Source organism: Duganella rhizosphaerae (assembly GCF_040364205.1).
Lineage (GTDB): Bacteria > Pseudomonadota > Gammaproteobacteria > Burkholderiales > Burkholderiaceae_D > Rugamonas > Rugamonas rhizosphaerae.
Map to the genome: position 1 here is coordinate 706,626 of NZ_BPWK01000001.1, position 26,360 is coordinate 732,985.

Annotated in this window: 25 protein-coding genes and 1 tRNA gene; 15 read left to right on the plus strand and 11 right to left on the minus strand. The window is 63.9% G+C overall.

Features of this window, described 5'->3' with window-relative positions:
• Nucleotides 1–52: 52 nt before the first annotated feature.
• The 6 genes from RUGAMON1_RS03110 (at nt 53) to RUGAMON1_RS03135 (ending at nt 6,628) form a co-directional block, all read left to right on the plus strand.
• Nucleotides 53–1,015 carry an ABC transporter substrate-binding protein gene (locus RUGAMON1_RS03110; protein WP_445229113.1) on the plus strand — a complete coding sequence of 321 codons (963 nt, stop codon included), beginning with the start codon at nt 53–55 and terminating at the stop codon, nt 1,013–1,015.
• Between the two features lie 4 nt (nt 1,016–1,019).
• On the plus strand, nt 1,020–2,555 hold the full coding sequence (locus RUGAMON1_RS03115) for a sugar ABC transporter ATP-binding protein (RefSeq protein WP_445229114.1): 1,536 nt from the start codon (nt 1,020–1,022) through the stop codon (nt 2,553–2,555).
• 85 nt (nt 2,556–2,640) lie between these two features.
• Nucleotides 2,641–3,672: an ABC transporter permease gene (locus RUGAMON1_RS03120; protein WP_445229252.1), complete on the plus strand. Its 1,032-nt coding sequence runs from the start codon at nt 2,641–2,643 to the stop codon at nt 3,670–3,672.
• Entirely contained in the window at nt 3,669–4,658 is a 990-nt protein-coding gene (gene yjfF, locus RUGAMON1_RS03125; protein ID WP_445229115.1) for a galactofuranose ABC transporter, permease protein YjfF, read from the plus strand. Before RUGAMON1_RS03120 ends, yjfF begins: the two co-directional genes overlap by 4 nt.
• A gap of 12 nt (nt 4,659–4,670) precedes the next feature.
• On the plus strand, nt 4,671–5,633 hold the full coding sequence (locus tag RUGAMON1_RS03130; protein ID WP_445229116.1) for a glycoside hydrolase family 43 protein: 963 nt from the start codon (nt 4,671–4,673) through the stop codon (nt 5,631–5,633).
• A 56-nt stretch (nt 5,634–5,689) separates the two neighbouring features.
• Nucleotides 5,690–6,628 (plus strand): LysR family transcriptional regulator, encoded by a 939-nt coding sequence (locus RUGAMON1_RS03135; RefSeq protein WP_445229117.1) that lies wholly within the window; start codon nt 5,690–5,692, stop codon nt 6,626–6,628.
• Here the strand turns inward: RUGAMON1_RS03135 and RUGAMON1_RS03140 are convergent.
• Nucleotides 6,625–7,047, minus strand: coding sequence for a DNA-binding transcriptional response regulator (locus RUGAMON1_RS03140; RefSeq protein ID WP_445229118.1), 423 nt, complete (start codon nt 7,045–7,047; stop codon nt 6,625–6,627). The two genes, RUGAMON1_RS03135 and RUGAMON1_RS03140, sit on opposite strands and share 4 nt — an antisense overlap.
• Nucleotides 7,040–7,543, minus strand: coding sequence for a GAF domain-containing protein (locus RUGAMON1_RS03145; RefSeq protein ID WP_445229119.1), 504 nt, complete (start codon nt 7,541–7,543; stop codon nt 7,040–7,042). Before RUGAMON1_RS03145 ends, RUGAMON1_RS03140 begins: the two co-directional genes overlap by 8 nt.
• A 122-nt stretch (nt 7,544–7,665) precedes the next feature.
• Here RUGAMON1_RS03145 and RUGAMON1_RS03150 point away from each other — a divergent pair, with 122 nt between their 5' ends.
• The gene (locus tag RUGAMON1_RS03150) at nt 7,666–8,604 is read left to right on the plus strand and encodes a bifunctional helix-turn-helix transcriptional regulator/GNAT family N-acetyltransferase (RefSeq protein WP_445229120.1); all 939 of its coding nucleotides are present in this window, start codon (nt 7,666–7,668) and stop codon (nt 8,602–8,604) included.
• 80 nt (nt 8,605–8,684) lie between these two features.
• Complete coding sequence (locus RUGAMON1_RS03155) at nt 8,685–11,099, plus strand: penicillin acylase family protein (RefSeq protein WP_445229121.1); 2,415 nt, start codon at nt 8,685–8,687, stop codon at nt 11,097–11,099.
• Here RUGAMON1_RS03155 and RUGAMON1_RS03160 read toward each other — a convergent pair.
• The 5 genes from RUGAMON1_RS03160 to RUGAMON1_RS03180 form a co-directional block, all read right to left on the minus strand.
• Nucleotides 11,035–12,255, minus strand: coding sequence for an acyltransferase family protein (locus RUGAMON1_RS03160; protein ID WP_445229122.1), 1,221 nt, complete (start codon nt 12,253–12,255; stop codon nt 11,035–11,037). The genes RUGAMON1_RS03155 and RUGAMON1_RS03160 overlap by 65 nt on opposite strands.
• A 110-nt stretch (nt 12,256–12,365) precedes the next feature.
• A complete protein-coding gene (locus RUGAMON1_RS03165; RefSeq protein ID WP_445229123.1) occupies nt 12,366–12,866 on the minus strand; it encodes a VOC family protein in 501 nt (166 codons plus the stop codon).
• 69 nt (nt 12,867–12,935) lie between these two features.
• Entirely contained in the window at nt 12,936–13,718 is a 783-nt protein-coding gene (locus RUGAMON1_RS03170) for a LytR/AlgR family response regulator transcription factor (protein ID WP_445229124.1), read from the minus strand.
• Entirely contained in the window at nt 13,706–14,770 is a 1,065-nt protein-coding gene (locus RUGAMON1_RS03175) for a sensor histidine kinase (protein ID WP_445229125.1), read from the minus strand. The genes RUGAMON1_RS03170 and RUGAMON1_RS03175 overlap by 13 nt, the downstream gene beginning before the upstream one ends.
• A gap of 49 nt (nt 14,771–14,819) precedes the next feature.
• Nucleotides 14,820–16,454, minus strand: coding sequence for a Na+/H+ antiporter (locus RUGAMON1_RS03180; RefSeq protein ID WP_445229126.1), 1,635 nt, complete (start codon nt 16,452–16,454; stop codon nt 14,820–14,822).
• A gap of 115 nt (nt 16,455–16,569) precedes the next feature.
• Between RUGAMON1_RS03180 and RUGAMON1_RS03185 the strand changes: the two genes are divergently transcribed.
• From RUGAMON1_RS03185 to RUGAMON1_RS03195, 3 genes are all read left to right on the plus strand, one after another.
• Nucleotides 16,570–16,645, plus strand: a tRNA-Gly gene (locus tag RUGAMON1_RS03185).
• 172 nt (nt 16,646–16,817) lie between these two features.
• A complete protein-coding gene (locus RUGAMON1_RS03190; protein WP_217940419.1) occupies nt 16,818–17,780 on the plus strand; it encodes a chemotaxis protein in 963 nt (320 codons plus the stop codon).
• A 91-nt stretch (nt 17,781–17,871) separates the two neighbouring features.
• A complete protein-coding gene (locus tag RUGAMON1_RS03195) occupies nt 17,872–18,453 on the plus strand; it encodes a DJ-1/PfpI family protein (protein ID WP_445229127.1) in 582 nt (193 codons plus the stop codon).
• Nucleotides 18,454–18,465: 12 nt separating this feature from the next.
• Here RUGAMON1_RS03195 and fghA read toward each other — a convergent pair whose 3' ends face one another.
• The gene (gene fghA, locus RUGAMON1_RS03200; protein WP_445229128.1) at nt 18,466–19,311 is read right to left on the minus strand and encodes an S-formylglutathione hydrolase; all 846 of its coding nucleotides are present in this window, start codon (nt 19,309–19,311) and stop codon (nt 18,466–18,468) included.
• A gap of 85 nt (nt 19,312–19,396) precedes the next feature.
• Here fghA and RUGAMON1_RS03205 point away from each other — a divergent pair, with 85 nt between their 5' ends.
• Complete coding sequence (locus RUGAMON1_RS03205) at nt 19,397–20,584, plus strand: cation:proton antiporter (protein ID WP_445229129.1); 1,188 nt, start codon at nt 19,397–19,399, stop codon at nt 20,582–20,584.
• Nucleotide 20,585: 1 nt separating this feature from the next.
• The gene (locus tag RUGAMON1_RS03210) at nt 20,586–21,704 is read left to right on the plus strand and encodes a YbdK family carboxylate-amine ligase (protein WP_445229130.1); all 1,119 of its coding nucleotides are present in this window, start codon (nt 20,586–20,588) and stop codon (nt 21,702–21,704) included.
• A gap of 76 nt (nt 21,705–21,780) precedes the next feature.
• Here RUGAMON1_RS03210 and RUGAMON1_RS03215 read toward each other — a convergent pair whose 3' ends face one another.
• The 3 genes from RUGAMON1_RS03215 to RUGAMON1_RS03225 all read right to left on the minus strand — a co-directional run bounded on the left by RUGAMON1_RS03215 (nt 21,781) and on the right by RUGAMON1_RS03225 (nt 24,514).
• Nucleotides 21,781–22,509 carry a transporter substrate-binding domain-containing protein gene (locus RUGAMON1_RS03215; RefSeq protein ID WP_445229131.1) on the minus strand — a complete coding sequence of 243 codons (729 nt, stop codon included), beginning with the start codon at nt 22,507–22,509 and terminating at the stop codon, nt 21,781–21,783.
• 64 nt (nt 22,510–22,573) lie between these two features.
• Entirely contained in the window at nt 22,574–23,551 is a 978-nt protein-coding gene (locus tag RUGAMON1_RS03220) for a gamma-glutamyl-gamma-aminobutyrate hydrolase family protein (RefSeq protein ID WP_445229132.1), read from the minus strand.
• A gap of 63 nt (nt 23,552–23,614) precedes the next feature.
• Complete coding sequence (locus tag RUGAMON1_RS03225; RefSeq protein ID WP_445229133.1) at nt 23,615–24,514, minus strand: LysR family transcriptional regulator; 900 nt, start codon at nt 24,512–24,514, stop codon at nt 23,615–23,617.
• A gap of 224 nt (nt 24,515–24,738) precedes the next feature.
• On the opposite strand from RUGAMON1_RS03225, the gene RUGAMON1_RS03230 reads away from it, so the two are divergent.
• On the plus strand, nt 24,739–25,710 hold the full coding sequence (locus RUGAMON1_RS03230) for an Lnb N-terminal periplasmic domain-containing protein (RefSeq protein ID WP_445229134.1): 972 nt from the start codon (nt 24,739–24,741) through the stop codon (nt 25,708–25,710).
• Nucleotides 25,711–25,911: 201 nt separating this feature from the next.
• Nucleotides 25,912–26,214, plus strand: a complete 303-nt coding sequence (locus RUGAMON1_RS03235; RefSeq protein WP_445229135.1) for a DUF5076 domain-containing protein — start codon at nt 25,912–25,914, stop codon at nt 26,212–26,214.
• Nucleotides 26,215–26,360: the final 146 nt, after the last annotated feature.

Consider the following 26,360-nt stretch of genomic DNA (forward strand, 5'->3'; position numbering starts at 1 on the left):
CTCATAGTATGTGATCCAGAAAATACACAAAAATCCATCTGGAGACTTCGCTATGACATGCAATCGCAGAACCGTGCTGGCCGCCGCATTCCTCGCCGCCTTTACCTTCAACGCCCCGGTCTTCGCGGCCAAGCCGCTGGTGATCGGGTTCTCGCAGGTCGGCGCCGAGAGCGAATGGCGCACCGCGAACACCGTGTCGATCAAGGACGCGGCCAAGAAGGACGGCATCACCCTCAAATTCGCCGACGCCCAGCAGAAGCAGGAAAACCAGGTGAAGGCGATCCGCTCCTTCATCGCCCAGCGCGTGGACCTGATCGCGTTTTCGCCGGTGGTGGAATCGGGCTGGGACACCGTGCTGCGCGAAGCCAAGGCCGCCAAGATCCCCGTCATCCTGACCGACCGCGCCGTCAACGTCAGCGATCCTTCGCTGTACGCCACCTTTATCGGGTCGGACTTCGTCGAGGAAGGTCGCCGCGCCGGCCGCTGGCTGCTGGAGCGCGCGAAGAAGACGCCCGATACCGTTATCAATATCGTTGAGCTGCAAGGCACCGTCGGTTCTGCCCCCGCGCTGGACCGCAAGAAAGGCTTCGAGGAAGTCATTGCCGGTAATCCGAAGCTGAAGGTTATCCGCTCACAGACCGGCGACTTCACCCGCGCCAAGGGCAAGGAAGTGATGGAGGCTTTCCTCAAGGCCGAGGGCAAGAAGATCAATGTGCTGTACGCGCATAACGACGACATGGCGATCGGCGCGATCCAGGCCATCGAGGAAGCGGGCCTCAAACCGGGCAAGGACATCGTCGTGATTTCCATCGACGGCGTCAAGGGCGCTTTCGAGGCGATGATCGCCGGGAAGCTGAACGTGACCGTGGAATGCAGCCCGCTGCTGGGTCCACAGTTGATGCAGCTGGCGCGCGATGTGGTGGCCGGTAAGCCGGTGCCGAAGCGCGTCGTTACTCAAGAAGGCGTGTTCCCGGCCGAAGTCGCGGCCAAGGAATTCCCGAACCGTAAATACTAATCCAATGGCTATCTTAACTTCCGCGCCTGCTCCGGTGCTGGAGCTGCGCGGCATCAGCAAGGCATTCCCCGGTGTGCAGGCCTTGAGCGGTGTGGCGTTGAACCTGTATCCGGGCGAGGTGCATACGCTGATGGGCCAGAACGGCGCCGGCAAATCGACCCTGATCAAAGTGCTGACCGGCGTGTATGCGCCGGACCAGGGCCAGATCCTGCTGGAGGGACGGGCGATACAGCCTGCATCCACGCTGGAAGCGCAGAACCTTGGCATCAGCACTGTTTATCAGGAAGTGAATCTTTGCCCGAATTTGTCGGTGGCGGAGAATATCTTCATCGGCCGTTATCCGCGCAAGCGCGGCGGCATCGACTGGGCCGGCATGCAGCGGCAGGCGGTGGAGCTGCTCGAGCGGATGCAGATACGGATCGATGTATCGCTGCCGCTGGCGCGCTATCCGCTGGCGATCCAGCAGATGGTGGCGATCTCGCGCGCCTTGCTGGTATCGGCCAAGGTGCTGATACTCGATGAGCCGACATCCAGTCTCGACGAGAAGGAAGTGGAGCTGTTATTCAGCGTATTGCGTGGCCTGCGCGAGCAGGGCATGGCGATACTGTTTGTGACGCACTTCCTGGACCAGACCTATGCGATTTCGGATCGCATCACCGTCATGCGCAATGGCGAACGGGAAGGCGAGTACGCGTGCAGCGAGTTGTCGCGGTTTGATCTGGTCAACAAGATGGTCGGCGCCGCTGCGGTTGCGGTCAGCGAGGGCTCAGCCGCGCCAGCCGCACCTGCTGCGCCGTCGAAACTGGCGACCTTCCTGCGCGCGACCGGCTTGGGCCGCAAGGGTGCCTTGTCGCCGATGGATATCGAATTGCGCCAGGGCGAGCTGCTAGGCCTGGCCGGCCTGCTGGGATCCGGCCGCACCGAGGCGGCGCGCTTGCTGTTTGGGGCGGACAAGGCGGACAGCGGCGACATCGTCGTTGACGGCAAGGCGTGCAGCTTCGCCTCGCCGCGCGACGCCATCGCCGCCGGCATCGGCTTCTGCTCCGAGGACCGCAAGCATGAAGGTGCTGTGCTTGAGCTGTCCGTGCGTGAGAATCTGATCCTGGCGCTGCAGGCCCGCACCGGCATCCTGCGCGCGATTCCGCTCAAGCGTCAGCAGCAACTGGCGGAGGAATACGTCAAGGCGCTGGGCATCAAGACGGCGAGTATCGAAACGCCTATCGGCACGCTCTCCGGCGGCAATCAGCAGAAGGTGCTGTTGGCGCGCTGGCTGGCCACCGAGCCGAAGATGCTGATCCTGGACGAGCCCACGCGCGGCATCGACGTGCGCGCCAAACAGGAGATCATGGACTATGTGACCGCCCTGTGCCGCAAGGGCATGGCGATCCTGTTCATTTCGTCCGAGCTGCCGGAAGTGCTGCGCGTGAGCGACCGTATCGTCGTCATGCGCGACCGCAAAGCCGGCGGCGAGTACCCGCGCGGCGCGCTGGACGAGAGCTCGGTGCTGCAAGTGATCGCCGCAGGAGACGTCCATGAATAGCCCGTTGAACGAAATCGCCGTGCCACGCCCCGCTGCTGCTACGGCTGTGCCGAATGCCGGCTCAACCTCACCATCGACTGTATCCATGTTTGTGCGCCATCCCTTATTCCGCCCGCTGGCCGCGCTGCTCTTGCTGCTGCTGGTGGACTTGCTGCTGGTTCCCGGCTTCTTCCATCTGGAGATCAAGGACGGCCATCTGTACGGCAGTTTGATCGACATCGCCAACCGCGCCGCGCCGCTGGTGCTGGCAGCCCTCGGCATGACGCTGGTAATTGCCACGCGCGGCATCGACATCTCGGTCGGCGCCGTGGTCGCCATCAGCGGCACCGTCGCCGCGATGCTCATCGGCGGCACGATGGTGATGCAGAACGGCGTACCCGAATACGTCGCCAACACGCCGATGGTCTGGGCCTTGTGCGCAGCCATGGGCGCGGCGCTGCTGTGCGGCGCCTGGAACGGCCTGCTGGTGGCCGGCCTTGGCCTGCAACCCATCGTCGCCACGTTGATCCTGATGGTGGCCGGGCGAGGCCTGGCGCAGCTGTTCACGGACGGCCAGATCGTCACCGTCTACTACAAGCCATTCTTCTTCCTCGGCAGCGGCTACCTGTTCGGATTACCGTTCTCGCTCTACATCGTCGGTGCGGTATTCCTGGTCACCGCGCTGTTGATGCGCAAGACAGCGCTGGGCCTGTTCATCCAGGCGGTCGGCATCAATCCTGTCGCGGCGCGGCTGGCGGGCTTGAAGACTGCTGTGCTGATCTTCTTCGTCTATGTGTTTTGCAGCGCCTGCGCCGGCCTGGCTGGCCTGATGATCAGCGCGAACATCAAGAGCGCGGACGCCAACAACGCCGGCCTGCTGCTGGAGCTGGACGCTATCCTGGCCGTCACGCTGGGCGGCACCTCGCTGGCGGGAGGTAAATTCAGCCTGGCCGGCAGCGTGATTGGCGCGCTGATCATCCAGACGCTGACCTACACCATCTACTCCCTCGGCCTGCCGCCGGAAATCAACATGGTCGTCAAGTCGGTGGTGGTCTTCCTGGTATGCCTGTCGCAGTCGGCGGAATTCAAGAACATGTGGCGCGCCTTCCGCGCCCGGACTAAAGGTGGCGCAGCATGAGCACCATGATACTTCGCGGGCGCGCCTGGATGGCGTCGCCGTATTTCACGTCGCTGGTCACGGTGCTGCTGCTGATCGTCCTGCTGGCGGCGGGCGGCGTGGCCTATCCCGGCTTCCTGTCCTTGCAGGTGCTGTTCAATCTCCTGATCGACAACGCCTTCCTGCTGGTGATCGCGGTCGGCATGAGCTTCGTCATCCTCTCCGGCGGCATCGACCTGTCGGTGGGGTCGGTGCTGGCGCTGACGACGATGATCTCCGCCTGGCTGCTGCAAAGCTGGCACCTGCCGCCGCTGCTGGTGATCGTGATCGCACTGGCGCTGGGCGCGGGCTTCGGCGCGGCGATGGGCGCGATGATCCACTACTTCAAGCTGCAACCGTTCATCGTCACGCTGGCCGGCATGTTCCTGGCGCGCGGCCTGTGCTACCTGATCAGCATTAACTCGATTACCATCGACGATCCGCTGTACGTCGCCATGTCGCAGACCCAGTTGCCGATACTGGGTGGCTTCATTTCGCCTGGAGCGCTGATCGCGATACTGACCTTGGCCGCGGCGATTTACGTCGCGCACTGCACGCCGTTCGGCCGCGCCATCTATGCGGTCGGCGGCAACGAGCAATCGGCGTTGATGATGGGCTTGAGGGTAGGGCGCACCAAGGTGCTGATCTACGCCTTCAGCGGCTTCTGCGCCGCGCTGGCCGGCGTGCTGTTCTCGTTCTACATGCTGTCCGGCTACGGCCTGCACGCGCAGGGTACGGAGCTGGACGCCATCGCTGCGGTGGTCATCGGCGGCACCTTGCTGAGCGGCGGTTATGGCTACGTGGCCGGCTCGCTGTCGGGCGTGCTGGTGCTGGGCACCATACAAACGCTGATCGCCTTCGACGGCACCCTCAGCTCCTGGTGGACCAAGATCGTGATCGGCGGCCTGCTGTTCGTCTTCTGCGTGGTGCAGCGCCTGATGGCGCTGGGCGCAAAACATAAAAAATAACCGGAGAGACCTTTGAAAATCAAGCTGACTAAATTCGTGGCTGTTGCCGTGGCGGGCCTGGCGCTGAGCGCCGCGCAGGCGGCCAACCCGCTGTTCCCCAAGCTGTTCACGGCCGATCCGTCGGCGTACGTGGAAAACGGCACCGTCTACCTCTACGTCGGCCACGACGAAGCCACGCCGAAAAGCCCGGACTACGTGATGAACGAGTGGCGCGTCTACACCAGCTGCGACATGAAGAACTGGACCGACCGTGGTTCGCCGGTGCAGGCATCCACCTTCAAATGGGCCAAGGGCCACGCCTGGGCCGCCGACATCACCAAGCGCGATGGCAAGTACTACTTCTATTCGACCGTCGATCACGCGACCATCCCCGGCCACGCCATCGGCGTCGCCGTCTCCGACAGCCCGACCGGCCCGTTCGTCGATGCCCGCGGTTCGGCGCTGGTCAGCAACGACATGACGCTGCAAACGCCGATCGCCTGGGATGACATCGATCCGGCCATCTTCCAGGACGACGATGGCCAGGCCTATCTCTACTGGGGCAACACGGTGCTGAAGTACGCCAAGCTGAAACCAAACATGATCGAATTCGACGGCCCGATCCAAACCGTCGGCATGGACATGTTCACCGAAGCGTCCTACCTGCACAAGCATAACGGCACATACTATTTATCCTATTCCCGCAACTTCCCGGAAGAGACGGCGTACATGACCGGCCCGAGCGCGACCGGCCCGTGGCAGTATCGCGGCGTGATCATGTCGAAGAACGCCAAGGTCAAGACCATACACCAGGCCATCATCGATTTCAACGGCAAGTCCTACATCTTCTACCACAACGCCAAGCTGCCGGGTGGTAGCGAATACCGCCGCTCGGTCGCGCTGGAGGAGTTCCAGTACAACGCCGACGGCACCATCCCGTTCATCAAGCAGACCAAGGAAGGCCCCGCCGCCAATCCTTCCGTGGCGTGCAAGTGATACCGCAACAGTCGGTATGCCATTAACATCAATACCGATTGTGATATCATTTTTCCATGGAAACTAACCCGAACTGGTTCTTGCGCGCGCGTCTCAAAACGCGCCAGCTGCTGCTGCTGATCGCGCTCGATGAACAACGCAATATCCACCGCGCCTCCGAAGAACTGCACATGACGCAGCCGGCCGCCTCCAAGCAGCTGAAGGACCTGGAGGAGATGCTGGGCGTGCAGCTGTTCGATCGCCTGCCGCGCGGCATGGAGCCGACCATCTACGGCGAAACGATGATACGCCACGCCCGCATGGCGCTGACCAGCCTCTCGCTGGCGCACGAGGACATCGTCGCCATCAAGGCCGGCCTGTCCGGGCAGGTGGACATCGGCACCATCATGACACCGGGGATCGCGCTGCTGCCGCAGGCGATCACGCGCACCAAGCTGCAGGCGCCCAAGCTGCGCATCGGCGTGGAGATGGAGCAGTCCAATATCCTGCTGGAGCAGTTGCAGCGCGGCCGGCTGGACTTCATGATCGGCCGCATCCCCGAGCGCCAGAGCGCAGAGGGCTTGAGCTACGAGGAACTGGGCGACGAACCGGCATGCGCGGTGGTGCGTCCCGGCCATCCGCTGCTGAAGGCGCGCAACCTGTCGCTGCGCGATATCGCCAGCCAGCCGTGGATCCTGCCGCCGCAAGGCAGCATCCTGCGCGCCCGCTGCGAATTGATGTTCCGCCGCGCCGGCCTCGAAGTGCCGGTCAACGTGGTCGATACCACCGCTGTGCTGTTGATTAAACCGCTGTTGCAGCAGACGGACGCGCTCAACGTCATGCCGATCGCCGTCGCCAAGTACTACGAATCGCAGAATGTGCTCAACATCCTGCCGATCGAGCTGCCATGCCGCATGGACGCCTATGGCATCATCACGGTCGATGGCCACATCATGTCGCCGGGCGCCGGCCTGCTGTTGAAGGCCGTGCGCGAAGTGGCGAAAGAAATGTTCTAAGTCTTGTGCGGCGCCGGCTGCTCGAAGCTGGCGAAGGCGTCCAGCAACACTTTGGCGCGGAACGGTTTGAGGATCACACGGCTGATGTGGCGTTCCCGCAGGTCGCTCAGCAGCTGGGCGGTGGCGTGTTCCGCCATCACGGCGATAGGGATGTCGCTGTCGCTGGCGTACATGCCGTTGCGCATCCGGTCCAGCAAGGTCAGGTTGTAGGTGCAGCCTGGCAGCAAGCCGCAGTCGATCGAGATCACCGCGCCGTGGAAGCTGTGCTCGCGCAGCAGGCGTTCAGCCGCTTCCATGCTGGCCGCTTCATGGATGGTTCCCAGTCCCAGTGTGCGCGCCGTCAGCGCGACGGTCCGGCGCAACAGCGTTTGCTCCTCCACCAGCAGCATGTTCAGGTTCTTGATCGCATTCTCAGGCATGTGGCGCCTCCGGACTTTGGCTGAGTTCTTCGAGCAGCAAGTCGCGCAGCGTCGTCAGGATCGCCAGTTCGGTCGCATCCAGCGTGCGCGGCTTGTGGTCGATCAGGCACAAGGTGCCGATGGTGAAGCCGGACGGCATGGACAGCGGAGCGCCGGCGTAGAAGATCACATGCGGCTCGCCGGTGACGATGGGATTGTCGGCAAAGCGCGCATCGGCGCGGGCGTCGGGGATGACGAAGATGTCCGATTGCAGGATCGCGTGGCCGCAGAAGGAAATGTCGCGCGCGGTCTCGCATACATCCAGTCCCACGTTGGCCTTGAACCACTGGCGGTTTTCGTCGATCAGCGACAGCAGAGCGATCGGCATGTCGAATTCCTCGGCGGCGAACTGCACCACCTTGTCGAAGCGCTCTTCCGGCGGCGTGTCCAGTATCAGTAGTTCGCGCAATGCCGCCAGACGCTCGGCATCGTTGTCGGGGATCGGGGCTGCTTGCATGGGCATCGGGGCGGGAAGTAGGGTTGTTGTGACTCTAGCACCGCTACGCCCGTTGCGGGATTTAATGTTGACTGAGTCAACAATCTGTTGCAAAATCGGCTTATGTTCCAGCCGGAGGTCGTATGTCTGTCCCTGTTTTTGATGACCGCGTCGCGGCGGTCCGTTCTTTCAACCGCTTCTTCACGCGCCAGATCGGCGTGCTGCGCGAGGGCCTGCTGCACAGCGAATACACACTGACCGAGATGCGCGTGCTGTACGAGCTGGCCCAGCACGGTGACCAGCCGGCGGCGGTGCTGGGCCGCGATCTTGGCCTGGATCGCGGTTACCTGAGCCGCATCCTGGCCAAGTTCGAGAGCGCGGGGCTGGTGTCCAAGGTGCCGTCGGCCACCGATGGCCGCTCCAAGCTGCTGCACCTGACGGCGCAGGGGCGCGCCGTCTACGAGCCGCTGGAGCGCCGCTCGCGCGATGAAATCGGCGATCTGTTGGGCCGCTTCGGCGAGGCCGACCAGCTGCGCATGCTCGATGCGATGCACACCATCCAGCAGCTGCTGGACGCCGGCAGTGGCCTGAAATACGCCCAGCCCTTCGTGCTGCGCACCTTCCGTCCCGGCGACATGGAGTGGATCACCCGCCGCCACGGCGCGCTGTACACGGCGGAGCAGGGCTGGGACGACAGCTTCGAAACGCTGGTCGGCGAGATCTGCGCCGACTTCGCGCGTAACTTCGATCCGGCGCAGGAGCAATGCTGGATCGCCGAGATGGCGGGCCAGCCGGTCGGTTCGATCGCGCTGGCGCGCAGCGGCGAGGCGGGCGTGGGCAAGCTGCGGCTGCTGCTGGTGGAAGAGCAGGCGCGCGGCTACGGCCTCGGTTCGCGGCTGGTGGACGAATGCCATCGCTACGCGCGCGCCGCCGGCTACCGCACCATGCGCCTGTGGACCACGGACCAGCAAAAGGAAGCCCGCCAGATCTACCGCGGCAAGGGTTATGTGCTGGTGGCCGAGGAGCCGGTGCACGCCTTCGGCCAGGACATGGTCAACGAAACCTGGGAGCTGAAGCTCTGACATCAAGCAGCTGATTGCCTGAGCGGCCCGTTCTCTGGCACTATCCCCAACATGGCAATTTAATCAATCGTGGGGATTTTATGCAAAAAAACAGGCTGGCGGTGTGGTCCAAGCGTGTCGTAATCGGACTGGTGGTGTTGATCGGGCTGGCCATCGCGGCGGCCTGGATGTATTTGCGCGGCAGCCTGGCGCAGTTGGAGGGCACGGTGCCGGCGGCGGGGCTGGAGACCGGCGCCAGCGTGGCGCGCGATGAACACGGCGTGCCGGTCATCAGCGGCGGCAGCCGGCTGGACGTGGCCTACGCCACGGGTTTCGTCCACGCGCAAGAGCGCTACTTCCAGATGGATTTGCTGCGCCGCGTATCGTCCGGCGAATTGTCCGAACTGTTCGGCGCGCGCGCGCTGCCGCTGGATAAATCCCATCGCCTGCACCGCTTCCGTGCCCGCGCCGAACTGGCGCTGGCGGCCATGCCGCCGGCCGACCGCGCACTGCTGGACCGCTACGTGGCCGGCGTCAATGCGGGCCTCGATAAGCTGCGCGCCAAGCCATTCGAGTATGCGCTGATCGGCATGCCGCCGCGCGCCTGGTCGGCGGCCGATTCGCTGCTGGTGATCTGGGCCATGTACTTCGACCTGCAGGGCAGCCAGGAACCGCGCGAACTGGCGCGCGGCTGGTTCCGCGACCATGCGACGGACGAGCAGCGCGCCTTCCTTGCGCCGGAATCGACGCAGTGGGATGCGCCGCTCGACGCGCCAACCATCGCAGCGGCGGACATCGCAATCCCGGCCACGCCGCCCGCATGGTGGGGCAAGCCGAAGGCGAGCGGAGAAAAGTCGCACACCGATCCCAAGGTGGCGGCGGCGGAATTCCTCAACACGGTGGGCAGCAACAACTGGGCCGTGGCCGGCGCCCGCAGCGACACCGGCGGCGCCATCGTGTCGGACGATATGCACCTCGGCATACAATTGCCGGCGATCTGGTACCGCGCGGCCTTGCAGTTCCCCGACGGGAAAGGCGGCCAGCGCCGCGTGGTCGGCGTGACGCTGCCGGGCGCGCCGGTGGTGGTGGTCGGCAGTAACGGCCATGTAGCCTGGGGCTTCACCAACAGCTATGGCGACTATCTCGACCTGATCGCGCTCGACACCGACCCGGCCAAGCCTGGCCAGGTGCGCACCCAAGCCGGCTGGGAGACCCCGGCACTGCATGAGGAAACGATATTAATCAAAGGCGAGCCGGCCGCCAAACTGGCCGTGCGCGAGACCAGCCTCGGTCCGATCCGCGAGGCCATGGGCCGCAGCTACGCCATCCACTGGGTCGCGCACACGGCGGCCGCCGTCAACGTCAACGCCAAGAACCTGGAGTTCGCCGACACGCTGGACCAGGCGCTGGCGATCGCGCCGACGATGGGCATCCCGGCGCAGAATTTTGTCGGCGGCGACGACAAGGGCAATATCGGCTGGACCATCGCCGGTGCGCTTCCGCGCCGCGCGCCTGCCGGCGTGGCCGCCACCTATCCGCTGTCGGCGGACGACCAGGCCGGCGTCTGGACCGGCTGGCTCAAGCCGGAGGAATATCCCAAGGTCGTCAACCCGGCAGGCGGCCAGCTGGCCACCGCCAATAGCCGCCAGCTGGCCAACGCCGGCGCCGAGCTGCTGGGCGACGGTGGCTTCGATCTCGGTGCGCGCACCCACCAGGTGCGCGACGACCTGACCGCGCTTGGCGCCAAGACCGATGTGAAAAAAGTCTACGCCATCACGCTGGACGACCGCGCCGTCTTCATGAGCGCCTGGCGTGACCGCGCCATCGCCGCGCTGGACGGCAAGGCCGTCGAAGGCCATGCCGAGCGCGCCGAGGCGCTGAAGATGCTGAAGGACAGCTGGACCGGCAAGGCCAGTGTGGACTCGGTAGGCTACCGCATCACGCGCGCCTATATGTACGCGCTGTACGACATCCTGTTCGAAAGCGCCAACGAGGAAATGGCGAAGGTCGACGCCAAATCGAACATGGCCGCGGTGACGTCGCGCTGGCCGGTGGTGGTGGCGCGCGTGCTGGATCAGCAGCCGGCCGCCTGGTTGCCGCCGCAGTACGCCAGCTGGCAGGCCTTGCAGCTGGCGGCGCTGGACCGCGTGATCGCCGACCTGACCAAGGACGGCAAGCCGCTGGCCAAGGCCACCTGGGGCGATCGCAATACGGCGGCCAGCGCGCATCCGTTCGCGGCGCTGGTGCCGGTGCTGGGCAAATACCTTAAAGTGGCGCCGGACATGATGTCGGGCGACCAGCACATGCCGCGCGTGGCGGGGCCGGCCTTCGGCCAGTCCGAGCGGCTGACGGTGTCGCCGGGCCATGAGGAGCAGGGCGTCTTCAACATGCCGGGTGGGCAGAGCGGCCATCCCTTGTCGCCGTACTTCCTGGATGGCCGCAGCGATTGGCTCAGCGGGCGGGACTCGCCGCTGCTGCCGGGACCTGCGGCGCATACGCTGACGCTTGTGAAGTAGCGCGACCGAGGCCGAACAGTGGGCGCAGCACGGCGATGCGGCGCACCACTTCGAACACGCCGAAGCTGATGGCGAAGGTCAGCACGATCAGCACCACGCCTTCGATGCCGGGCGCCAGCTTCACCGGCTTGAGCCAGTGCGCCATGCTGACGATCAGCGTCTGGTGCACGATGTAGACCGGGAACACGGCTTCGGTCAGGTAGCGGCGCTTGGCGCTGTCGAAGGCCAGGTGGCGATGGCCGAAGCCGCAGATCGCCATGATCGGCGCCCATTGACCGAGGCAGACGATCATGCGCAGCAGCGGCTTCAGTTGCGCGATGATGGGCAGGTTGGCCACCGGTTCCGGCATGCCGTTCAGGCACACCACCACCGCCCAGCTGAACAGCCACAGACCCAGGCTGGTCCAGCGCAGCTTGTCCACATTGGCCCAGAAACCTTTTTGCAGCGCCAGCATCACACCCATCACGAACAGGAAGAAGTAGTGGGCGTGGTTGTACCAGTCGTTGACCAGCGCGTGGGTTTCGGGGAAGGACTCGACCAGCGCATAGCGGGCCACGAACAGCACCAGCACCGGCAGCGCGATGATCTTCCAGCCGGTCAGCTGGCGGCCCAGCGTGGCGGACCATGAGCGCAGGCGCTCGGCGCCGGCCAGCGCGGCCACGGCGCCGATCACCATCGTGTAGGCCCACAGGTAGATCACGAACCACAGATGGTTCCAGGTTGGCAGGTCGAGGCAGCCGCCGTCCTTGCAGAAACCGTGGTAGCCGCTGACGTACAGGCGCATGAAGTCGGCGTAGCTGCCGGCGTAGTTGAGTTTTTCGATCACTTCAAAATACGGCTGGGGCGGCACGATCACCAGCATGCCGAACACCAGCGGCACCAGCAGGCGCCAGCTGCGCTGCCTGAGCAGGGCGCCGACGCGGATTTTCTGCAGCATGAAGGCGGTGGCGACGCCGGAGATCATGAACAGCAGGCCAAGCCGCCATGGCGAGGACAGCATCATCAGCGGTTCGATGGCGTCGCTGGCGTACGGGCTCTTGACGTGCCAGCCCCAGCTTACGTAATACATGCCGGTGTGGTAGAAGATCAGGACGAAGAACGCGAAGATGCGTATCCAGTCGAGGAAGTACAGGCGGTTGTTCTCGGTGGTGTTCATAGGACTGGCTCCTGGTTGAATGAAGCCAGTCTAGCGAGGCCCCGCCGCCGGCGTCCAGCGCGCTGGGGCGAACCGGGATGCGGCCGGGGCGAGCCGGTTTTTCGGCTTGATTATTGCCCGGCGTAGGCCTTCTTCAGCGCCGCGAGGTCGATGCGTTTCATGCCCATCAGCGCCGCCATGACGCGCCCGGCTTTCTCCGGGTCGGCATCCATCAGCATGGCCGGCAAGGCCGTCGGCACCACCTGCCAGGACAGGCCGTATTTGTCGGCCAGCCAGCCGCATTGCCTGGCCTCCGGCGCGCCGCCCTCGGACAGCTGGTTCCAGAAGTGGTCGATTTCTTCCTGGCTTTCGCAGTTGACCACGAACGACACCGCCGGCGTGAACTGGAAGGCCGGGCCGCCGTTCAGCAGCGTGAACTCCTGCCCGTCCAGTTTCACGGTGACGATCATGACGCTGCCGGGCTGCTGGCCGTGCTGCTCCCGGCCGGCCTCGGTGTAGCGGACGATATTGCAGATCTTGGAATTGCGGAAGATGCCGACGTAGAACTCGGCCGCTTCCTCCGCTTGCCCCGCGAACCACAGGAAGGGGGTGATCTTCTGGATGCTGTGCATGGCTGTCTCCTGGTCTGGTGAGAGACGGACAGGTTAACAGGACGGCGGCCGCTCCGGCGCACGGATAGGCTACGGCGGCGCCTGCAGGCGCTCCATCACTTCGGCCCGGTACTGACGCGAGCAGGGCACGCGCACGCCGCTGCGCAGCACCAGTTCGCCGTCGCCCTTGTCGAGATGCTGCACGCTGGCGATCCAGTCCAGCTGCACGGCGGCGCGCCGGTGGCAGCGCTGGAAGCGCGGGCCGAGCTTGTCGACCAGGCCGGCCAGGGTCTGGCGCATCAGCGGCTGGCCGTCGGCCGTGTGCAGCACGACGTAGTTGTCGGCCGTTTCTATCCACTGGATGTGTTCGACGCGGACGATACGGGTGCCGCCCCGTTCCGGGATCAGCAACTGGCTGATGGCGGGCAGCGGATGCGACTTGATAGGGGCTGTGGTATGGACAGGTTCGTCGGTGAGCGTTGGCGGCATGGGCTGGACGGTCAGGGCGGCGCGCTGCTGGGCGAGGCGTTCGCGCACGCGCTGGAGGGCGCGCTGCAGGCGCTGCTGGTCGTAGGGTTTGAGCAGGTAGTCGATGGCGTTGGCGTCGAAGGCGCGGATCGCGTATTCGTCGTAGGCGGTGACGAACACCACCAGCGGCGCCGGCGCCGGCAGCGAGGCGGCCACTTCCAGGCCGGTGATCTCCGGCATCTGGATGTCGAGCAGCAGCAGGTCGGGCGCGAAGCCGGGCAGGCGTTCCAGCGCGTCGACGCCGTCGCGGGCTTCGTCGATGGCGCTGATGTCCGGCTCCTGCTCCAGCAGGCGGCGCAGCTTGTCGCGCGCGGGGCGCTCGTCGTCGACGATCAGGACGCGCATGGCAATCGCATTTCCGCCCGCACGCCGGCCGGCGAGAGCTGGATCAAATCGAAGGAGGCGCCGGCGCCGTACAAGGCCGCCAGCCGCTCGCGCAGATTGCGCACGCCGATGCCGCCGCCCGGCCGCGCGTCGGCGGCTGGCAGCATGCCGCCATCGTCGTCCAGCCGCAGCAGCATCGCGCCTTGCTCGCGGCTGACCGAGATGGTGATGCCGGTGGCCTGGCGGCGCCGTTCGACGGTGTGCTTGAAGATGTTCTCCAGCAGTGGCTGCATGCTCATCACCGGCACCTGGCAGCCCAGCAGCGCCTCGTCGATCTGCCATTCGATGTGCACGCGGTCGGAAAACCGTTCGCTCATCAGGGCCGCGTAGCCGCGCAGCAGGCGCAGCTCCATCTCCAGCGTGACCTGGTGCTGCTCGCTGACGTCGAGCGTGGCGCGCAGCACGTCGGCCAGCTGGATCAGCATGGCGTCGGCGCGCGCTACGTCGCTGTGCATCAGCGAGGAGATGGTGTTGAGGGCGTTGAACAGGAAGTGCGGCTGCATCTGCTGGGTAAGCCGCAGCAGCTGCGCTTCGCGCAGCGAGGCGTTGACCCGCTCGACCCGCAGCTTCTCGTTCTGCATCGCGTGGTAGGACAGCACGCCGAACATGATGGTGGCGAAGATGCTGAAGAACACCGTCATCTTCACATCTTCGTACATAAAGGTTTGTGGCCACGGCAGGTGCTCGTAGGTTTCGCCGGCCAGCGCGTACACGCCGGCGCGGATGCCGAAAGCGATGGGGACGAACAGCACCCAGTAGATCGGCAGCCACACCAGTTGGCGCGCGAACCAGCGCAGCGGCTGCGCCAGCAGGTGGTCATACCTGCGCGTGAAATGGCGCTGGGCCAGCAGCAGCAGGGTGCCGGTCAGCGCGGACGAGCTCTCCCACACGATCGGCTTCCACACACCGTGCTCATGGTCGCGCAGGTATTCCTGAACGGCGGTGACGTTCATCAGCAGCCAGAACAGGATCCAGGCGGCGGCGATGGTGATTTGTGTGCGCTTCGGTAGCATGGCCCAGATGATTACCGATTCTTATCAATACGTCAATGAGCTGAAAAGACTAGCGGTAGCGCGCTTCCATCAGGTCGATCTCGCGCACCAGCTTGCGCGAGATCTCGTCGGAGATGTGGTCGTGCCGCGCCAGCTCGTAGACGGCGTGCCGCTCCGCCTCCATCGCCGCCAGCCGCAGTTCCTTCTCGGCGTGGTCGGTCTTGCGCCAGGCGGCGTCGTTGCCGGGATCGACTTCGCGCAGCTTGTGCTGGTAGAAGGCGATGATGCGCGCCGCCGCTTGCGGATACACCTCCGGGTCGACGCAGGAATCGGCCTCCATCAAGGCGATCTGCGTCTGCTCGACGGCGGCGATGGCGGCGTTGGCCGCCGCGCGCCGCGCCAGGTCTTCCTCCTGCTGTTCCTCCGGCGAGGCCGGGAAGGTCATGCCGGCCAGCAGGCGCGGCAGGCCCAGGCTGGCCGTCAGCAGCGAGATCAGGATCACCGAGCAGGCCAGGAAGATGGTCAGCGCGCGCGCCGGGAAGGGCGTGCCGTCGGGCATGGCCAGCGGCAGCGTCAGCACGCCCGCCAGCGTGATGGCGCCGCGCGCGCCGGCCAGCGTGGTCGCCAGCAGCAGGCGCGGATTGATCTTCATGCGCGGCTGGTTGCGCATCTTCTGCTTGTAGATGGTCAGCCGCAGCGAAGCCCACACCCACAGCATGCGCAGCACCAGCAGGCCGACGTTGATGGCCACCGCATACACCGCCAGCCACCACGGATTCAGATGGCCGCTCTCCTCGATGGTGGCGCTGGCGCCGCGGAAGATGTCCGGCAGCTGTTCGCCCAGCAGCACGAACATGATGCCGTTCAGCGCGAACTGCACCGTGTCCCACACGGCCGAGCGCTGGATGCGCGTGTTGGCCAAGGTGTGGCCGCCCAGCTCCGCGTAGCTCATGGTGATGCCGGCCGCCACCGCCGCCAGGATGCCGGAAGCGTGCAGGCGCTCCGCCACCAGGTAGGCGCCGAACGGCAGCAGCAGGCTGACCAGGATGGGCGAGCCGGTCGGCTCGCCGTAGCGGCAGCTCAGCCAGTATTGCGCGCGCGTCACCAGCATGGTCACCGCGACGCCGGCGCCGATGCCGGCCACCACCAGCCAGAGGAAGGTGAGGCCGGCGGTGCTGACCGAAAACGCGCCGGTCAGCGCGGCGGCCACGGCGAAGCGGAAGCACACCAGGCCGGAAGCGTCGTTCAGCAGCGATTCGCCCTCCAGGATGTGCATCAGGCGCTTGGGGATGGGCGTGGTGGCGGCGATGGCGCTGACGGCGATCGGATCGGTGGGTGAGATGATGGCGGCCAGCGCGAACGCGACCGGCAGCGGCATGGCGGGGATCAGCCAGTGGATCAGGAAGCCGGCGCCGATGACGGTGAAGATCACCAGCCCCAGCGCCAGCTCCAGGATGGTGCCCTTGTCGCGCAGCAGGCCGCTCTTGGGGATGCGCCAGCCATCGAGGAACAGCAGCGGCGGCAGGAACACCAGGAAGAACAGGTCCGGCTCCAGGTCGACGCCACGGGTGGACTTGGCGGCGATCAGCGCGCCGAGCGCGATCTGCACCAGCGGCAGCGGCACCGCGCGCGGCAGGAAGCGGGTGAGGTAGGCGCTGGCCACCACCGCCAGCAGCATCACCAGCACGACTTCGATCGAATCCATACCCATTCCTTCATCATTGCGAAATGTTTGCCAGCTTACACTATCGATGGTTTTGTAAAAAGTTGAAGCTGAGCACTAGTAAAGTGGAAATCTTTCTGTCATAATTTCGTCTTCTGCGGGAGTAGCTCAGTTGGTAGAGCGCAACCTTGCCAAGGTTGAGGTCGAGAGTTCGAGACTCTTCTCCCGCTCCAGAATTCGGTAGCACATTGAAAGGAAGCCTGCGGGCTTCCTTTTTTTACGTCCGCACGTCCGGCAACCGTTGTATCTCGTGCTGCAAAACAATATCTCTGCGCCCAAAGTGTGACGGGGGCAGTGGCAGCCGCTATACTTGCTACGAAGCTACCACCGACGGAGACGAAATCTATGAAATCAGTTCAGCAGGAAGTTGATGAGCGCAGTAACCTGACCAACTCCAATAAATTCGAACTGCTACTGTTCCGCCTTGGCGCCGACGCCAACGGCGAACATTCCGAGTTGTTCGGTATTAACGTCTTCAAAATCCGCGAAATCGTCGCGATGCCCGAAGTGACCGCAGTGGCCGGATCCCCGCCACATATGCTGGGCGTCGTCAATCTGCGCGGACAAATCATCACGGTGCTGGATTTGCCAGGCATCGTCGGTGTGACCCCAAAAACCGGTCTGAATATCATGTTGGTCACCGAGTTCGCGCGCACCACCCAGGCGTTCGCCGTGGAATCGGTGGATGAAATCGTGCGCCTGGACTGGAGCCAGGTGCTGACCGCCGAAGGCACCGCCGGCGGCAAGGTCACCAGTATCGCCCGCGTCGACGGCGACGTGCAGAACACCCGCCTGGCGCAGGTGCTGGACGTGGAAACCATCCTGCGCGAGCTGGTGCCGTCCGAAGGCAAGGACGTCGATCCTGAAACCATCGGCCCGAAAGTCATCCTCAAGCCGGGCGCGGTGATCCTGGCGGCGGACGACTCCGTGGTCGCCCGCAACCTGATCGAGAAGGGCCTGGAAGCGATGGGGGTGCACTTCATCATGACCAAGTCCGGCAAGGAAGCATGGGATCGCCTGCAGCACATTTCCGACGGCGCCAAAGCCGAAGGCGTGCCGATCACCGACCGCGTGGCCATGATCCTGACCGACCTGGAAATGCCGGAGATGGACGGCTTCACGCTGACCCGCCTGGTCAAGCAGGATGCGCGCTTTGCCAAGATCCCGGTCGTGATCCATTCCTCGTTGTCGGGCAAGACCAACGAAGACCACGTCAAGGGCGTGGGCGCGGATGCTTACGTGGCCAAGTTCTCGGCCGAAGAGCTGGCGGGCACCATCCGCACCGTGCTGGCCAAAGCGGCGGCGTAAGCACGCCAACCCGAACAAGGGTACTATCGAAGGGCCGTGACGGCGACGTCACGGCCCTTTTTTTGTTTTTCATTTCTTGAAAGGATATACCGTGGCGGCTAAGAAAATACTGTTTCTGACGGGCGACTTTGCAGAAGACTACGAAACCATGGTGCCATTCCAGGCGCTGCAAATGGTGGGCCATGCGGTGCACGCGGTGTGCCCCGACAAGCGGGCGGGCGACACCATCAAGACAGCCATTCATGACTTCGAGGGCGACCAGACCTACACGGAAAAACCGGGCCACCTGTTCGCGCTCAACGCCAACTTCGCCGATGTCGACGTGGCCAATTACGATGGGCTGATGATCGCCGGCGGCCGTGCGCCGGAATACCTGCGGCTCAATCCGCGCGTGATCGAGATCGTGCAGCAGTTCGCCGCCGCGAACAAGCCGATCGCCGCCGTTTGCCACGGCGCGCAGTTGCTGGCGGCGGCCGATGTCATCCGCGGCAAGACCATCTCGGCCTATCCGGCTTGCGCGCCGGAAGTCAAACTGGCCGGCGCCAATTATGCCGACATTCCTGTCGACCAGGCTGTCACCGACGGCAACTTCGTCACCGCGCCCGCCTGGCCTGCGCATCCTGCGTGGCTGGGCCAGTTCCTGCAGCGCCTGGGCACGGAAATCAAGCTGTAGATCAAGTTGGCGCTACAGCGCCGCCAGGCAGCGCGCGTGGAAGCGGATGTGGTCTTCCATGAAGCTGGCGATGAAGTAGTAGCCGTGATCGTAACGCGCATGCCGCCGCAGTTCCAGCGGCTGCGCGGCGGTGCGGCAGGCCGCTTCGAACACTTCCGGATACAGCTGCTCCTTGAGGAACTTGTCGCCCAAACCCTGGTCGATCAGGATGCCGGCCGGGAAGGGCGTGTGCGAGCGCGCCATCAGCAGGCTGGCGTCGTACTGTTCCCAGTCGCCGGGATTGTCGCCGAGGTAGCCGCTGAAGGCCTTCTTACCCCACGGGCACATCGACGGCGCCGCGATCGGCGCGAAGGCGGAGACGGAACGGAACAGGTCCGGCCGCTTCAACGCGATGGTCAGCGCGCCGTGGCCGCCCATCGAGTGGCCGAAGATGCCGATGCGTTCGGCGTCCACCGGCAGTTCCCGCACCACCAGTTCGCGCAGTTCGTGGATGTAGCTGTACATGCGGTAGTGCGTGGCCCACGGTTCCTGCGTGGCGTCGAGATAGAAGCCGGCGCCGACGCCGAAATCCCAGTTGTCCGTTTCGCCATCGACGCCGGCGCCGCGCGGGCTGGTGTCCGGCGCGATCAGGATCAGGCCCGCTTCGGCGGCGGCGCGTTGGGCGCCGGCCTTGATCATGAAAGTCTCTTCGTTGCAGGTCAGTCCGGCCAGGTAGAACAGCGCCGGCACGCGGCCTTCGGCGGCCTTGACTGGAATGAAAACGGAAAAGCGCATCGGCAGGCCGATCTCGCGCGACGCGCGTTGGTAGAAACGCTGTACGCCGCCAAAACAGGCGTGTTCGCTGATTAGTTCAAGCATGTTGCTCCCTTATGTTTCTTAGCGCACAGTCAAAATGCCAGTAATTGTACAGAATTGTACAAGTATCTTTTAAAAGGAGAAGTACATGCCGGATATTCAGGTCTTCATGGCCGAACTAGGCTGGCCCTTGGCGATTGCGCTGGCTTGGCTGTCAGGAGAATTCATACACCGCTGGACCCGTTTGCCGCGCATCAGCGTGTACGGCCTGGTCGGTTTTTTAATGGCGCAGGCTTTTCCGACCGCGCTGAGCAGCGGCGCCTCGAGCACGGTGACCCTGTTGGCCAACCTGGCTTTCGGACTGATACTGTTTGAATTTGGTTATCGCATCAATCTGCACTGGCTGCGGATTAATCCCTGGATCGCGGTCAGCGGGCTGGCCGAATCGGCCGCTACTTTCGGCGTGGTCTATCTGATTTCGCACCTGACCGGCATGCCGTCGCTGACCTCGCTGTTGCTGGCGTCGCTGGCCATGTCCACTTCGCCGGCCGGTGTGCTGCGCGTGATTAACGAGGAAGACAGCTCGGGCCAGGTGACCGAGCGCGTGCTGCACCTGGTGGCCATCAACTGCGTGCTGGCGGTGTTCGTGTTCAAGGTGGTGGTGGGCTTCTGGGTGTTCCAGACCTCGGGTAGTTTGACGCAAGCCGTGTCGCACAGCCTGATCGAGTTGCTGATGTCGGCCGTGATGGGCGCGGTGCTGGGCTTTATCGTGCCGGCCGTGCTGCGCCGCCTGGGCGCGATCGCGCAGGACGGCACAGTCGCCTTCGCCATGGGCGTGGTGCTGCTGGTGGCGTTGGCGCATGCCTTCGACGTCTCGCCGGTGCTGGCGACGCTGACCTTCGGCCTGGCCGCGCGCCACAGCCGCGTGGCGTTCAGCCGCACCGAGCGCAACTTCGGCGGCATCGGCGAACTGCTGACGGTGCTGTTGTTCGTGTTCGCCGTCTCCACGCTGGAGTGGGAGCGCGTGGTGGCCGGCGCCGGCCTGGGCGTGGTGCTGGTGCTGGCGCGCTTCCTGGTCAAGGCGGCCGCCGTGGCGGCGTTCGCGCACGTCGGCGGCATCTCGTGGCGCAAGGGCGTGCTGACCGGGATCGCGCTGTCGCCGATGTCGGTGTTCGTCACGCTGCTGCTGGAACAGACCCGCTACATGGGCATTGTATTGGTCGACGAACTGGCCGCGCTGGCGGCCATGACGCTGTTGCTGGAAGTGGTAGGCCCCATCATCACGCAGCGGGCGCTGATCTGGGCGAATGAAACCGCCGCTAAAGAGGAGCATTAACATGCCATTGGAACCCTTCAAATCATCGCAGCCGCTCACCATGGGTGTGGAGCTGGAGCTGCAACTGGTCAGCCTGTCGGACTTCGATCTGACCGCGTCCAGCCCGGACTTGCTGCATCTGTTGAGCCGCAAGCCATTTCCCGGCAACGTCACGCCGGAAATCACCGAGAGCATGATCGAGATTAACAGCGACGTGCACACGCATCACAGCGAGCTGGTGTCGCAGTTGCAGGTGATCCGCGACACGCTGGTGCAGGCCGGCGAGCAGCTCAACATCGGGATCTGCGGCGGCGGCACGCATCCGTTCCAGAAATGGTCGGAGCGCAGGATTTTTTCCAAGCCGCGCTTCAAGGAAGTGTCGGAGCTGTACGGCTATCTGGCTAAACAGTTTACGATTTTCGGCCAGCACGTGCACATCGGCTGCGCCTCGGGCGACGATGCGCTGTTCCTGCTGCATTCGCTGAGCCGCTACGTGCCGCACTTCATCGCGCTGTCGTCGTCGTCGCCGTATGTGCAGGGCAACGACACGCTGTTCAATTCGGCGCGGCTGAATTCCGTGTTCGCCTTCCCGATGAGCGGGCGGGCGCCGTTCACGCAAAGCTGGACGACCTTCGAGCACGAGTATTTCGCCAAGATGGAGCACACCGGCGTCATCAAGAGCATGAAGGACTTCTACTGGGATATCCGGCCCAAGCCGGAGTTCGGCACCATCGAGCTGCGCGTGTGCGACACGCCGTTGACGGTGGAGCGGGCGGCGGCGCTGGCGGTGTATCTGCAGGCGCTGTGCCGCTACCTGCTGGAGCGGCGCGAGGAGGCGCCGGCGGAGGACGACTACCTGGTCTACAACTACAACCGTTTCCAGGCCTGCCGCTTCGGCCTGGACGGCACGTTGGTGCATCCGAAGACGTATGAGAGCCTGTCGCTGCGGGAGGACATCCTGACCACGTTGCGCAAGATGGAGCCGCATGGTGCGGCGCTGGGCGGCACGGCGGGCTTGCAGCATCTGGTGCAGGTCACGCACGAGGGCAGCGACGCCCACTACCTGCGCCAGCAGTTCGACCGCAGCGGCAGCGCCGAAGGGATGGTCGACGCGGCGATCCAGCGCTTCCGGGGCGCGTGATCGGCTAAGGAAGAAAAAATTTCAGCCTGAAGAGGTGGTCACAGTTTGTGACCAGCTCCAATTTTTCGGCAGCTGCTTATTTAAGCGCGATCGCCTTGTTCAGGCGGATGATGACGTCGTCCGGCACGCTCTTGCTGCACATGACGTGGCGTTCCGGGCCGTGCGGCATGTCCTTGAAGTGCAGCAGGCGCAGGTTGCCGGTCTCGGAAACGGGATGGTGGGCCATGACATATTGGCCTTCGTCCTCGGAGATGAACATCATGTCCACCACACCCTTGCTGATCGACTGCACCATCTTGCCGGCGGCGGCCGTGGACACGGCCAGCGCGGCCTTGCGCGGCGCCAGCAGCTTGTCCAGCTCGGTGCCGTAGGAGTAATTGTCTTTCACGATGATGCGGGTTTCTGGCCGTTGCAGCAATTGGTGCAGCGAGGTGTCGCCGCGCGCGGCCAGGGCGGTATTGGCCAGCACCATCCAATCCTTGTCGCGGTAGATCGGCTTGGTGAACTTGGCGAAACCTTCGCGCTCGGCAGTCCAGAACCAGCCGACTGCACAGTTCAGCGCGGTGGCGTCACGGATCATCAATAGCTGACGGTTGGTCGGCATCTTTTGCCAATTGACGGGTATGCCCGCGGCCTTGAAGGCATTAACGGTGGGTGTTCCGGTCAGTCCGCTTGGCGCGCCGTCGGGCATGGACACCATGTAGGGCGGGCGTTCGCTGTAGGCGACATTGATGGTGTTTTCGGCGGCGCAGGGCAGTATCAGAGAGCTGACAGCGATCATGGTGGCGCTACGCAAACACGTCATGGGAGGCCTCGTTGGGTGTATCCCTTGAGTTTACACCCGGCAAGCATCCTCGGCCAATATTTTCCTAGAAGCGGGTCTCGCGCGCCACGCGCAGGAAGTTGTCCAGGATGGCAGTGCAGTCGAGCAGTTCGACGCCGCCGGCCTGGTGGAATTCCGGGTGCCATTGCAGGCCCATGACGAAGGGCGCCTTGCGGTAGCGGATCGCCTCGATCATATTGTCCGGCACCGACAGCGCTTCCACGCCCATATCGCGGCCCAGCGTCTTGACGGCCTGGTGGTGGATGGAGTTGACCAGGCCGGCGCTCTTGCCCTTGAACAGCTTGGCCAGCGAGGAACCGGCCGGGAAGCTCACTTCGTGGCGGTTGCGGTCGTAGTCGTCGTTGACGTGGGCCAGCGAGTCGGGCACGTCGGAGGCGATGTCCTGGTACAGCGTGCCGCCGAAGGCGACGTTGATCAACTGGCAGCCGCGGCAGATGCCCAGCACCGGTTTGCCCGCCTCGACGAATTCATGCAGCAGCTCCAGCTCGTACATATCGCGCGCGCGGTCGCCACCCCATTCGGGGCGGGTCGGCGTTTCCGAATAGCTTTGCGGCGAGACATCGGCGCCGCCTTGCAGCACCAGGCCGTCCAGGTGCTTGGCGTAGTCGCGCAGGCGGATGTTGGAGGGGTGGAGCAGGCCGTCGGTGTTGACGGTCGGGATCATGAACACCAGCACATCGCGCGACATCACCCATTGCGCGATGGACTCTTCGAGGTATTGCAGGTTCTTGCTGCGCAGGCCGGTTGCGCCGGGTTCCGGATGGAAGATGCGGGCCGAGACGCCGATGTGCAGCGGCCGTTGGATGATGTGGCGCGTGACGGCGACGGCGACGCGGCGGTAGCGCGCCATCAGCACGCGGCCCCACAGGCTGAAGACGGTGTCGCCGGGGTCCAGATAGCTCGGCGTGCCGATCTCCGGGCGCGACGCGCGGCGGTCGCGGTCGCTGCTGCGCCGATGCTCCGATGGCTTTGTTGGATCCTTGTCGTCCGGTCCCGCGCTCATGCTTTCCTCTTGCCCTGTCTACAGGATTGCAGTGTGCCACAAGCCAGCGCCATCAGTCGCCCGCTACAATCCCGGATTTAGCTCGCGGACCAGGGCGTCGGCGAAGGCGGTCACCAGCGGCTCGGCTTCGCGCCGGCTGGCCAGGCCGACCTTGGTGATCAGGGCGCCGCGCGAAAGCGGGATGAAGCGCACGCCGGCCGGCGCCATCAGCTGCATGCACTCCGGCACGATGGCGATGCCGAGGTCGGCCTCGATCAGGCTCAGTTGCGAGGATTTGCGCGACAGTACCCGCGCCGGCGTCGGGAAGAAACCCTGGTCCAGGCACAGGTTGGCGACCAGGTAGCTCAGGCCGCCGCGGTCCTTGTGCGGGATCGAGATGAACGGTTCCTTGCTCAGGCTGGCCAGTTCGATGTTGTCCAGCTTGGCCAGCGGCGAATGCTGCGACACCGCCACGACCAGCCGCTCCGTGGTCAGCTCGCGCACCTGGATGTGCGGATACTTGCGCAGGGTCGGCATGCGGATCAGGCCGATATCGGCGCGGCCTTCCTCGATGTCCATGGTCTGGTCCTCCGACGGCGCCATCGAAATTTCCAGTGTCGCGCCGGGGAACTCCGCCAGCAGCCGGCTCAGCGCGGCCGTCATCGCCGGTGTCAGGATCACCGAACTGGAATGCTGCAAACGGATCAGGCCTTGCGCGCCCAGGCCCACCTGGCGCGCCTGGACGACGGTGTGGTCGATGTCCTCGAGGATGCGTTTGCTGCGCTCGAAGAACAGGCTGCCGGCCGGCGTGAGCTCGATGTGGCGCGAGTCGCGCGTGAGCAGCTGGGTTTGCAGCTCGTCTTCCAGCTCCTTGATCTGCCGGCTCAGCGCCGATTGCGCGACGTACAGTTTTTCCGCCGCGCGCGAGTAGCTGCCGGCCTCCACGATCTCTACAAAATATTTAAACTGTTTAAGGGAAATCACCGTTATGCCGTTTCGAGATAGTTGGACGCCGTATTTGATATTGGATTGATAAGCGTGGCGCCGTTACAGTGAAGCGTCTCTTCACCATCTACGGAAACCGCCATGTTGGAACTCATCGGAATAATCGGCGTGATCGTAAGTATTGCAGTAAAACTAATATTCGTCCAGATCGGGGGCAGGAGCAGCGTCGACGATAAGGAGGACTAATGCCCCTATAATCGGGCATGCTAAAAAAATACCTGATCCTTGCCGGCAAGCTGTGCGCCTCCTTGTTGATGTTGTGCCTGTCGCTGTGGGGTGGCGGCGCGCTGTGGTTCCAGGCCGCGCCTGTCGTGGCGGTGGTTTGGGGCGTTTTCAGCGTGGCGACGCTGTTGGGGTGGTGGTGGCGTCGCAGCGCGCGCGTGCTGCTGCCGTGGGTGCTTGCGGTTGTGGTGATGATGGGCTGGTGGAGCACGATCAAACCCAGTCACGACCGGGTTTGGGCGGACGATGTGGCGCGCATGGTCACGGGCCGCGTGCAGGGCAGCGTCGTCACACTGGACCAAGTTCGCAATTTTGACTGGCGCAGCGATGCCGATTACACGCAGCGCTGGGAGCAGCGGTCGTATGACCTGAAGCAGTTGCAGTCGGTCGATGTGGCGATGTCGTACTGGATGGGGCCGGCGATCGCGCATACGCTGGTGTCGTTCGGCTTTTCCGACGGCCGCTACCTGACGTTCTCGATCGAGATCCGCAAGGAGCGCGGCGAGAGTTTCGACGGCATCGCCGGTTTCTTCAAACGCTTCGAGACCGTGCTGATCGCCGCCGACGAGCGCGACATCCTGCGCGTGCGCACCAATGCGCGTGGCGAGGACATGTATCTGTATCGCCTGAAGATGCCGCCGGAAGTCATGCGCTCGTTGTTCCTGTCGTATCTGGACGAAGGCGCGTTGCTCAAGCGCGAGCCGCGCTTCTACAACACACTGACCGCCAACTGCACCACCATCGTCTTCGAGATGGCGCGCCGCATCGATCCCGGTTTGCCGCTGGACTGGAGACTATTGGTGTCCGGTTACCTGGACCGCTACCTGTACGACATCGGCGCGCTGGCCGGGCAGGGTGGCTTCGATTCGCTGCGGCAGCAAGCGCACATCACCGCCAAGGCGCGCGCGGCTGACAAGGCGACCGACTTCTCTGACCGCATCAGGCTTCGTTGATAATCTTCGTTTATAAGTGTTCCCCTCTATCGCGGAAAATTTCATATTTTCTGCGAACACTCTCCGGACTTTATGGCGTTTCGAATTGCCGTCTGGCTGGCGTGACAATGCACGCCTTTTTCGAAAGAGCAAGATGCTACTATGACGACCATCGGCCGAGTTCGGCCAACAGCCGCCATTAAAACTTGAAGATAGATTTGTATGAACGAACGTCCAATACCTGCAGCAGCACAAAGGGACGCGGCATCGGTGGAAATGCTGCGCGTATGGGTAGCTGAAAAGCAATTGCATTGCTCATTGAAGATCGGCATGTACAGGGACGGGATGGGCGTTGACGAGGAATTGGCCTGGGGGACGATACTTGCGGACGCGGCCCGGCATATTGCGCGAGCACTTCATCCTGAAAATGCTGATGAAGAGCAGGTAGCTCTGCAAAAAATTCTTCGTGGGTTAAACGAGGAGCTCGCCGCGACGACCTCGGATCTCAAAGGTGGATTTGTATAATCGACTCAGTTCGGCCAGAAGCTGCCGGTCGCCTTCCGCCTTGCTAAGTAATGGAACTACTATGGAAATTATGTCGGTGTCGCCCGAAAAGAGTTTTGAGGTGCGAACTGAGGTCTGGGAGGCTCGGAACTCGCTGTGGGTGTATA